The following is a 10257-nucleotide window of genomic DNA, read 5'->3' on the forward strand; positions in this document are numbered from 1 at the left end:
TGTTATAAAATATCAAAAAACTTCACAGCCATGTTATCTAATCTCTCTTTCACTACCTCCCAATCAGGCATAACTTGATTCAATAGTTGGTAGAAACGCTCACTATGATTATGTTCAACCAAATGACAAAGTTCATGCAGAATCACATAATCAATGCAGATTGTAGGCGCTTTAACTAGATGAGGATTGAGCGTAAGTAAACCTGATGGGGAGCAGTTTCCCCACTGTGTTCGCATGGTCATCAAACGAATATCAGGGTAATTTTCAACCCATAAAGCTTGTTCTAGAATATGTTGCAAACGTGCTTCGAATATGACTTTTGCTCGGATTCTATACCATTCATTTAAATAAGATTTAATACTTTCAAGACCCATATCCAAGGTGTTTACTTCCAATCTTCCTCTTAGAAGTTTTACACCTTTTGGCTTGGTATCATCATGAATCACTTTCAATTGATATTGTTTACCTAAATAAAAGTGGCTTTCACCACTTTTATATTTGCGAGGCGTGATAAATCTACTTTGTTCACGGAACTCTCGTAATTGTTTATAGATCCAACGACTACGCTGCTTTACCGCTTCAATAATTGTTTGATCATCTGTATTTAACGGTGTTGATACAACCACCCGACAATCAGCATAGACTTTAATCAGTATCTTTTGAGTACGACTAGGACTTTCAAGCACCTCAAAATCAATAATTTCATCACCATAAACAATGCTTAACTTTCTCTCTGGCAGCGTATTCATCCTAGAGCCCATTTAAACCAACCCGAGTAATTTGTACGATCATTTCTACAATTTTTTTTGCTTGATCCATACCACTCCCAATGGATTTACATTCACGGAACATCTGAGGTAATAATTTTTTACGGATATCCGCTTCAATATTTTGCGGATTGATGGAGTTTTCAGCCACAGAGCTCATCACAGAACGATCAACCTCGAAAGCGAGTTCAATCCACTTATCTTGATTCTGTTGATTTGTTATCGAGAATGCTTCAGGTAATAGCTTCTTAAAGACCCCGTAATAAGCTTGAGCATGCTTATTACCACTGAACACATCGGGAATTTCATCTAAACGACGAGCTTCAACTTGTTCTTCAAACTCTCTAAACAACATGTGTTGCTTCAATGGGTGATCAAACTCTTTCTCTGCTTCTTCAATGACTTGACGTAACAGCTTAGAGAAAGCCTCCTGAGCATAAGGATCATCACGCAATTGTTGCTCAATCATCTTAGTTACACGAGTTTTAATGATATCCGTTTCATTACGTGTTTTCTCTTCACTCCAATCTTCAGGCTGAGCTATTTTACCCATCTTGCCAACTTCATAAACCCCATCAGGGTCCTTAACTTCAATGCCCACAACATGCTTATCAATCAGTTTTTTGACTTGCTCTGCATACTGATCGTAGTCAACAGTCTCCCCAGCATCTCGTTTCACAATTTGACGCAAGCTTGTAAATAGTTTGACTGTTTCTTTGTAGTGCTGACGATCTGCATCAGAAAAGCTTTTATCTTCAAAGAAGGTTGCTGACTGCAACGCAACTTTTAAACAACTTGCAAACTCTGTAAGTGCTTCATAAAAATCATCACGAACTTTTAAGTGAATATCGACTAACTCACCCTTACGTTCTTCAATACGAGGAACTAAAACTTGGCGTAACTGCTCTGGATCATTTTTATTTTTAACATCAGCAAAAATTGCCCAAAGTGCTTTATACAAACGAGGTAATCGTTTGTATTCAGAACTCATTTGAGTATATAAGCCTGTAAGATCGTTAATATCATAACCACCTTGGGTACGAGCAGCGAGATCTTGGTAATCAAGAATTGTGGCATCCAATTCTTTTAAAATACCGCGATAATCAATTAATAAACCAAACTTTTTCAATGGGTGAAGTCTGTTTACACGCGCAATTGCTTGAATTAAATTGTGCTGTTTTAAATTTTTATCAATATAAAGAACAGCATTTTTAGGTTCATCAAAACCTGTTAATAGCTTATCTACTACAATCAATAACTTAAGGGATTCATCTTTTTCAAAGCGTTCGATGACTTGTTTTGTATAGGATTGTTCATCTTGAGTACCGACATTCTCTTTCCACCATTGAGTCACTTCAGGGGTAGTTGATTCATCAACATCAGTATTACCTTCACGACTATCGGGTGGACTCATGACCACTGCCGATTCAAATAGACCAGCTTCATCCAAATATTTTTTATATTTAATCGCTGAGGCTTTACTGTCACAAGCAAGCTGACCTTTTAAACCATCATCAATATTTTTAACAAAATGATTGGCAATATCTAATGCAATCAGGCGAATACGGTCATCAGCAGTATAAAGCTGACCTTTTCTCGCAAATTTACGCTTTAAATCTGCTTTTTGCTGATCTGTTAGCCCTTCTGTAATACGCTCAAACCATGTATCAATTGCTCGCTCGTTTACGTCTAAATCAGGGATACGTTCCTCATACAGCAAAGGTGTTACAGTTTTATCTTCCACCGCTCTTTGCATCGTATACGCATGCACAATAGGACCAAACTTATTTACAGTCTTTTCATTTTTAAGTAATGGCGTACCTGTAAATGCCACGAATGCCGCATTTGGAAGTGCGAGTTTCATACGCACATGGTTTTCACCACCTTGGCTTCGATGCCCTTCATCAATCAAGACAATGAAGTCTGAGCTTGTATTGACACATTCAGGAAGTTTGGTTGCAGAGTTAAACTTCTGAATCAAAGAGAACATGATTCGCTCTGTACCCTTGCCAATTTGTTCAGCCAAGCGTTTGCCTGAAGTCGCCATGGCATTTTGCTTGTCTCTTTTTCCTGCCAGTTCACCACCTGATACAAAGGTTTTACTTAGTTGATCTTCTAAATCGACACGGTCAGTGACAACCAAGATACGGCATTGTTTTAAATCTTCATGCAAGATCAAGGCTTTACTGAGAAAGACCATAGTAAAAGACTTACCTGAGCCCGTTGTATGCCAAATCACACCACCTTCACGACCACCCTTGCTATTCTTAGTACTAATACGCTCAATGAGGCGTTTGATACCAAAGATTTGCTGATAACGGGCAACAATTTTTCCTGCTTTCTTATCGAAAAGCGTATATAGGCGAACCATTTCGAGTAGTCGTTCAGGCTTTAATAGACTAATAAGCAGTTGATCTTGACCTGTAACAGCTAAGTCTCCACCTGCAATTAGGTTTTCATACCAATTTAAGTCATCGACTGGACGATAAGAAAATAGGCTCTGTTTTTGTGAAGCAGTTAATTTCTTATTTTTAAGCGCATACATCTCTGCATCAGAAATATCTTCTTCTCGCCACGCTGCCCAAAACTTAGCAGGAGTATTACATGTGCCGTAACGCCCTTCATGTCCATTTATAGAGAGTATCAGTTGGCTATATGCAAACAGATGTGGAATTTCATCAGGTCGCTGATTACGAAGCGTCTGAGAAATGCCTTCATTAATCGTTGGACCTTTCTTAGCCTGACTATCAGGGCGTTTTGCTTCAATTACTCCTAAAGGAATACCATTTACAAAGCAAATGATATCGGGTCTACGTGTATCTACACCACCTGAGCGTGTGACAGCAAATTCTTCAGTGTATGAAAAGTCGTTGTTATGAATGTTATGCCAATCAATCAATGGAATCGTAGGGCTAACTTTTTTCCCGTTTACAAATTCGGTGACAGGAATGCCGTAGAACAAATGGTCATACATTTTTTCGTTGGCGGTCAGTAGCCCTTCATTCAAAGCAGGACTACATATTTCAGCAATTAAGTTATCAACTGATTTTGGCGATAGTGGATATTCTTGACCCGCAAATGGAAAAGTACGTTTCGAAAGTTCTTTACGCAGGATTTGGCGTAATACCACTTGGTCTTGTTTTCCATCACGGGCAACGAGTGCCTGTGATGGGGATAAGAATGACCATCCTAAGTTAGTCAACAAGGTTAGAGCAGGAATCTTTCCACTATATTCTTCTTGAAACCTTGGATTATAAATATTCACGCATTCACCCTAAAATGACTTTATCTTGTACTTTGTTTAAATAACTTTATGAGATTCCTAAATTTTGGTTTAGTTCATCCAATAGTCTTCATCTTTCTCTAACCAATTTTCATCAAAACCATAAAATTTCAATAATTCATTTGGACATTTCTTTAATACTGCTTCAATGCGCTCTAACCAATCATATTCATGATTAAACTCCTTTAAGAACAGGAATAAAATACAGATATAATTATAGAGTTGATGCTGGGTCTTTAGAGGAGCTTTTTTACCCTGTTTAGGCGGAAAGGCAAATGTTCTGTTAAATAAACGCCCTTGATGCGCACAGACATTGCGTAAGTAGGTCAACGCATGTAACCATGACTCCAATAACTCTGGTGACAAGTCAAACTGTTTTGAAACCTGTTTACGATCTTTACTCTGCACCAAATGCTCATATAACTTAGACCATGAGCCTAAAGGTAAAACCTCAGCAATCATCCAACATGGCGGGTATTCTGGTGTGACATAAGCCTGATAATAATGATGTATGAAAGTTTCTCTGAGCTTTTCTTTTTCACTACCAGCATCTGCTTTTTTAGCAGTAAATTGCTTAATCTTGCCCAAAAAATCTTGATGTTTAAATTGATCAGAGCTTTGGAACAAATTTTCATCTAAGAACCAATGAGAGCTATTATACTTAATCGATAATTCATGATTAATAACATTTCTTACTTCGACTTCAATACGGTCTATTGCCGCTAAAATCAGACTACGTAATTCAGCATCAATCATACTCATATGAATTAAAGTAACTAACTCAACATTAGGCTGATATGTACTTAACCTTTTGCCAGTTTCATCATATTGTCGAAAAGCCAGTCCATAGCCTTTTAATCGGTAATAGCTGATCTGTTTAAGGTGGCGTAGTGCAGCTGTCTGATCTGTAATCTTTAGACCATCAGATTCTAACTTTTGTAATAATTCTGGGTATGTTTTTGGGTCTTTTGAAAAAGTTTTAGTCATAAAAAAACCCACACTGGTACGCTTAAATCAGAGGCGCTGTGGGTGTTGTTAAACATATTATGCTTACCCATAGCCGAAATTGCAAGATGCTTTTGTAAATTCAATAAGAATATACGTATTTGTGGTGTTACATTTTCTTTATAAAGAAAATCAAAAAATAGCACCAACATATTAAATTTCAAATACTTTTTCAAAAAATCCCCCTTTAATTTTAAGCAAATCTAGTGCTTAAGCAGCTTAAAACTCAGCTGATAACGATAAAACTCAATATTCTGAGCCACACTCAAAGCACGACGAATTCTTAAGTCATCTTCAAGTGCAATGATGACCCCTTTTACCTGCTGATCTGCCTCAGCCAACTCATCTTTGACATAGCCCATATAGCGTTGAATTTGCCCCACAACACGATCACTTGCACGACCACGTTTAAGTTCAACAACAAGCAACGTCTTTTTATCCTTACTGATAGCCAAGATGTCGATAGGACCTGTATCCGATGGATACTGTTGGCCGACCAATTGACCATCTTCGGTATAAATGTCGTATGTTGCACCCAACTCAGTTTTAGACCAATTCTCTACCAAGAAATGCTCTAAATGCTTTTCTAAAGCAAAAGCTGTTGGGTCTTCGAGCACTTCATCAGGCTCGAGATGCTCAACTGTTTCTTTACCATCAATAAGCGTTTTAAGCTCTGCTGCATACTTGGTTAGATTGCAAACTGTACCTGCCGCTGATGAGTTTTTTAACTCCTGAGACATCAGTTCTCTAGGTAAAGTCTGTTCAAACCATTCAACTTTTCTGCGATGGCTTAACTCACCAGAAGGCACGTAGTAATAGTCTGAAATGACTTTACCCACTAAGTAATGACCATCTCCACGAGGTGTAAGGATAATGTCGCCCTGTTTAATTCCCTTAGAAAGGGTATGCAACATGCCACATGCTAAGCCTGCCGAAATCTTCGTTTTGTCAGGTAAAGCATTAAGATAAACAGGAATAAAACGATGATTAAACTCACGCCAATCATCAGGCAATGCATGTGTTAAGTCTTGGTCAATGTTCCAGTTGGCGGCAATAAAGCCGCCTTCTAGAAACTCTTGAGCAAATACAGACTTCGCACCCGCCATAATGCGGTAATAGCTAGGGTTGATTTGCATCATTAAGCAGCCACCTTGACACGTTTTTTACCTGTCAAAAGTTGTTGCATCAGTGCTTTCTTCTCTTGCTTTAAGCAATCAAGTTTTTTCTGTAAGGTCTCAATCTCTTGATCTGCCAGAGAAAGAACCTCAGCAATTTTTTGTTGTTCCTTCAGATTTGGTAGAGAAATTACCAAATTTGAAAAAATTGAAATCCAATGTCGTTGATGTCCTCCAATATTGAATTTCAACATTTGCATTGCTTCGAATACAAATTTAATTGAAACCCCTTTTTTAGCAGTCAAGATTTTCATAGCACTTGATTTTGCTTTAAATGGAAAGTTCACATACTTACTATCGGTTGTAAAATCATCAAAAATAATTACAGGCAATTGATCTTGATAAATCCCTGAAATCTCATTGGTATAACCCAAAATGAATGTTTTACCCGCTGTTAAAACAGGAGTTTTATAACTATCACTATAAGCAGTGGACTCCACCAAATAAGGTGTTGGCTGTTGATAGTCAAGAAGTAAGCCTAATTCAATACGTTGCCATTCATCACTGAACTCAACACCCTTCTCATCACGCAAACGCTTCTTACCCGTCAGCAATTGTTGCATTAATGCTTTTTTCTGCTGTTGGCTATTTTTAAGCAGTTTTTCAGTAGCCGAAATCGTTTGATCCCAAGTAGAAAGAATTTGAGTGATTTCCTTTTGTTCCGTTATCGATGGCAGTAAAACATTAACTTTTGCTAAATCTTTTTGACCAATGTTGGCACGAACCGCTCCCTGACCAAGTTTAATAGCTTGTGTTCTATACATCTCAGCTTGAAACAAAAATGATGAATATTCAGGATATATGTCATTTGATTTTGGACGACCTCGAATGACAAACCCACCAAAAGTAGCAACGGCATCATCTAAATAAACAGCAGCCATTGCTATTTCATCAAATGTCTCTGACGTTCTATTAAAAAGAACATCTCCATAATGCAATTTATACGCTATAAGTTCTTTATCTGAGACTTGTACCCGACCTATGATTTTGTTTTCAGTAAGAATATTGTTACCAAAAACGTCCATTACATTTACAAATTTATACCCCCTTCCATAATGTTCTTTCTCGGTATTTAATCCATTTTTAAAATCAAATAAAGAACCTAGATCAACTTGTTTCCAACCATTAGGCACCATAACCCAACTCCTCTAAATACTTCGCCATTTGCACTTCAAGCTCAGCAAGTTGAGTTTTTAACTGCTCACGCTCAGCACGTACAGCAACCAAATCAATCTCAGCTTCTTCTTCAAAGGTATCCACATAACGAGGAATATTGAGGTTGTAATCATTGTCTTTGATTTCCTGCAAAGTCGCCAAATACGCATATTTATCTATACTTTCACGAGTACGATAGGTTGCAATAATCTTGGCAATATTCTCTTCAGATAAGTTGTTTTGGTTTTTACCTGACTTAAACTCACGGCTTGCATCAATAAACAAAACCGAATCATCAGACTTTTGCTTTTTGAAAATTAAAATCGCAGCAGGAATACCCGTACCAAAGAATAGTTTTTCAGGTAAACCAATTACCGCATCTAATAAGTTTTCGTTAATTAACTTCTCACGAATCTTACCTTCAGATGAGCCACGGAATAACACACCATGTGGAACCACAACACCCATACGACCCGTAACAGGTTTTATCGTTTCGATCATGTGTGAGATAAAGGCATAATCACCTTTGGTCTTTGGCGGTAAACCACGACGGAAACGGTCAAACTTATCGTTTTCAGCATATTCATACCCCCAATTATTCAATGAGAAAGGCGGGTTTGCTGTTACGATATCAAACAGCATTAAGTCGCCATTCTTATCCAATAGTTTTGGATTAGTAATGGTATCGCCCCACTCAATTCTGTGGTTATCTTCGCCATGCAAGAACATGTTCATCTTCGCCAATGACCAAGTTGAACCAATGGCTTCTTGCCCGTAGAGTGCGTATTCTTTGCTCTTGTGATTTGCTACAACTTTACGACCACACTTCATTAACAGTGAGCCAGAGCCACATGCAGGGTCACAAATACTGTCGCCTTTCTGCGGATCAAGTAACTCTGCGATTAAGTCAGACACTTCAGGTGGCGTATAAAATTCACCTGCCTTTTGACCACCACTCGCAGCGAAGTTTTTAATCAAAAACTCATAACCGTTACCAATCACATCAAGTGAACCAACACGGCTTGGTTTCAGATCCAATTCGGGTACAGCAAAAACTTCTAAAAGATCTTTCAGAATGGTATTTTTTTGCTTTTCTTCACCCAATTTATCAGTATTAAACGAGATTTCTTGGAAGACACTTTTGCCTACATCTTTGAGCTTTGTCCCATTGGCTTCTTCAAGCGCATGTAAAGCTATATCAATACGTTCACCATTGCCGGGCTCAAAGCGACGCTCATGCAAGGTATAGAAATTTGATTCACGAGGCAGGACAAAACGCTCGCTTTTCATTAATTCTTCGATGAGCTCAGGTTCATCGCCATGTTCATTTTTATAATTATCGTAGTGATCTTGCCATACATCAGAGATGTACTTTAAGAATAACATCGTCAAAATATAGTCTTTGTAGGTATCTGCACTCACCGTGCCACGGAATACATCACATGCCGACCAAAGGGCTTTATTGACGGTATCTTGATTGATTTGAGTAACCATTATTTGTTTCCTTGGAGCAGTTGTTTAAACATGCCCATCATCATTTGTTCACGATTTTTAAGTAATTGTTGGGTCAAGATCTGCTCTTGCTCCCAAATACGGTTTAATTCGATTATGCGTTGCTGAATATCCAAGCTAGGGATTTCAACTTCAAACTGGTTGACTGTAGATACGCTAAGCATTGGCATCTTAGAGCCCTGACTTTCTTTCCGTAACTCGTATTGCACATGAGGTTGGTTTAAGTACCAGCATAAGTATTCAGGCACTACATTTTGATTTGGCATTATTATCAAAAACTGGCTACTCACAATTAAGGGTAATGCTTTTGATTGATCTTGATTGCCTACAAAATAATGTGCCTTGAGATACTCTCCACGACAGGGCAGCAACACAGACTCAGGCGACACGATTGCGTTATCTTTACCTTGCCAATCAATTTGCGGTAAAGCATCTGCAAAAAGCGTATAACTACATGTATCCGTTGCTATGTTACGAATGTCTTTGATCTGCAATACGTGGGCATTGCCAGACTCAACTTCCTCGATCTTTTCTCGAAATGTAAAGCCTGTACGAATCTCTGTAAGGTCGCTCAGTTTTAAGAATCTCTTTAACTTTGCCATAAATATTTACTCAGAAAGGGATTGAGCCATCCTTGGCTCACATATTTAAGAAGCTTTGCCTAAGTTTTCTTTAAGCCAAGTAGTAACATCTTTCATTCCCTTTGAATCAAGGTTGTACCAAGCTGCCTCATTTTGTAAGCGAGTCACTAATAAGCCATCATTACCATCCATGACTTTGAATAATTCCTCTGCAATTTGTGATGGTGTTTTTTCAGAGACAATTAACCAACATGACTCCAGTGGATGACACCAATTGCCTAGAGACCTAATTTTTTCATAAAGCTCATCATAGTTACGTTGTTTACGCAGGTCATAATTGATCTGATATACTTTCATTTGTTCTGAACTCCTAATATTTAGTCGTGTTAATGGTTTTGAACTCGATGACAGGCGGCCACCTGTCATCCTTATTTTTTGCAGTAGAACATCTATTCAAACCAGCTAAATAGCATATTATGTTGCTGATAGTACTATGTCAATTAAAATTACAGTAGATTATCTACGTTTTTTATTTAATTTATAACCTTTTGTTAAATAATTAATTTTCTAAAAGTTCGGTAATAAGTGTTGAGGATGAATCTTCAATATTTTTGCAATCTCATATAGTTTTTCGACAGTTAGATTTACTTCCCCACGCTCAATTCTTCCCATGTAGCTCCTATCTATAGAGCACTGTAGGGCCAAGAACTCTTGAGTCATGTTTAACTCTATTCTTTTATTACGGATTAATTTCCCAATTTTTATAGATAATTCTGACA

General features: G+C 37.8%; 9 protein-coding genes. All 9 read right to left on the reverse strand.

From position 1 onward, the window contains the following. Positions 1-2 precede the first annotated feature (2 nt). Positions 3-749 carry a M48 family metallopeptidase gene (locus D7V20_RS14670; protein ID WP_057081905.1) on the reverse strand — a complete coding sequence of 249 codons (747 nt, stop codon included), beginning with the start codon at positions 747-749 and terminating at the stop codon, positions 3-5. A 1-nt stretch (position 750) separates the two neighbouring features. After that, positions 751-4032 (reverse strand): type I restriction endonuclease subunit R, encoded by a 3282-nt coding sequence (locus D7V20_RS14675; RefSeq protein ID WP_058952591.1) that lies wholly within the window; start codon positions 4030-4032, stop codon positions 751-753. Between the two features lie 69 nt (positions 4033-4101). After that, on the reverse strand, positions 4102-5037 hold the full coding sequence (locus D7V20_RS14680) for an Abi family protein (RefSeq protein ID WP_081316860.1): 936 nt from the start codon (positions 5035-5037) through the stop codon (positions 4102-4104). A gap of 221 nt (positions 5038-5258) precedes the next feature. Further along, entirely contained in the window at positions 5259-6194 is a 936-nt protein-coding gene (locus tag D7V20_RS14685; RefSeq protein WP_058952590.1) for an endonuclease NucS domain-containing protein, read from the reverse strand. After that, positions 6194-7366 carry a restriction endonuclease subunit S gene (locus D7V20_RS14690; protein ID WP_081316859.1) on the reverse strand — a complete coding sequence of 391 codons (1173 nt, stop codon included), beginning with the start codon at positions 7364-7366 and terminating at the stop codon, positions 6194-6196. Before D7V20_RS14690 ends, D7V20_RS14685 begins: the two co-directional genes overlap by 1 nt. Further along, positions 7356-8879 (reverse strand): type I restriction-modification system subunit M, encoded by a 1524-nt coding sequence (locus tag D7V20_RS14695; protein ID WP_058952589.1) that lies wholly within the window; start codon positions 8877-8879, stop codon positions 7356-7358. Before D7V20_RS14695 ends, D7V20_RS14690 begins: the two co-directional genes overlap by 11 nt. Then, positions 8879-9499 carry a restriction endonuclease subunit S gene (locus D7V20_RS14700; protein ID WP_057104322.1) on the reverse strand — a complete coding sequence of 207 codons (621 nt, stop codon included), beginning with the start codon at positions 9497-9499 and terminating at the stop codon, positions 8879-8881. Before D7V20_RS14700 ends, D7V20_RS14695 begins: the two co-directional genes overlap by 1 nt. Positions 9500-9544: 45 nt before the next feature. Then, complete coding sequence (locus tag D7V20_RS14705) at positions 9545-9835, reverse strand: hypothetical protein (RefSeq protein WP_057081899.1); 291 nt, start codon at positions 9833-9835, stop codon at positions 9545-9547. A 210-nt stretch (positions 9836-10045) separates the two neighbouring features. After that, on the reverse strand, positions 10046-10257 hold a 212-nt coding region (locus D7V20_RS14710), incomplete at its 5' end, for a helix-turn-helix domain-containing protein (RefSeq protein ID WP_130125663.1).

The organism is Acinetobacter rongchengensis (assembly GCF_003611475.1).
In the GTDB taxonomy this organism is placed as follows: domain Bacteria; phylum Pseudomonadota; class Gammaproteobacteria; order Pseudomonadales; family Moraxellaceae; genus Acinetobacter; species Acinetobacter rongchengensis.

Coding starts and splice junctions, on each gene's coding strand:
- D7V20_RS14670 (WP_057081905.1), bottom strand. CDS start 749: ATGAATACGCTGCCAGAGAGAAAGTTAAGCATTGTTTATGGTGATGAA.
- D7V20_RS14700 (WP_057104322.1), bottom strand. CDS start 9,499: ATGGCAAAGTTAAAGAGATTCTTAAAACTGAGCGACCTTACAGAGATT.
- D7V20_RS14695 (WP_058952589.1), bottom strand. CDS start 8,879: ATGGTTACTCAAATCAATCAAGATACCGTCAATAAAGCCCTTTGGTCG.
- D7V20_RS14705 (WP_057081899.1), bottom strand. CDS start 9,835: ATGAAAGTATATCAGATCAATTATGACCTGCGTAAACAACGTAACTAT.
- D7V20_RS14685 (WP_058952590.1), bottom strand. CDS start 6,194: ATGATGCAAATCAACCCTAGCTATTACCGCATTATGGCGGGTGCGAAG.
- D7V20_RS14690 (WP_081316859.1), bottom strand. CDS start 7,366: ATGGTGCCTAATGGTTGGAAACAAGTTGATCTAGGTTCTTTATTTGAT.
- D7V20_RS14680 (WP_081316860.1), bottom strand. CDS start 5,037: ATGACTAAAACTTTTTCAAAAGACCCAAAAACATACCCAGAATTATTA.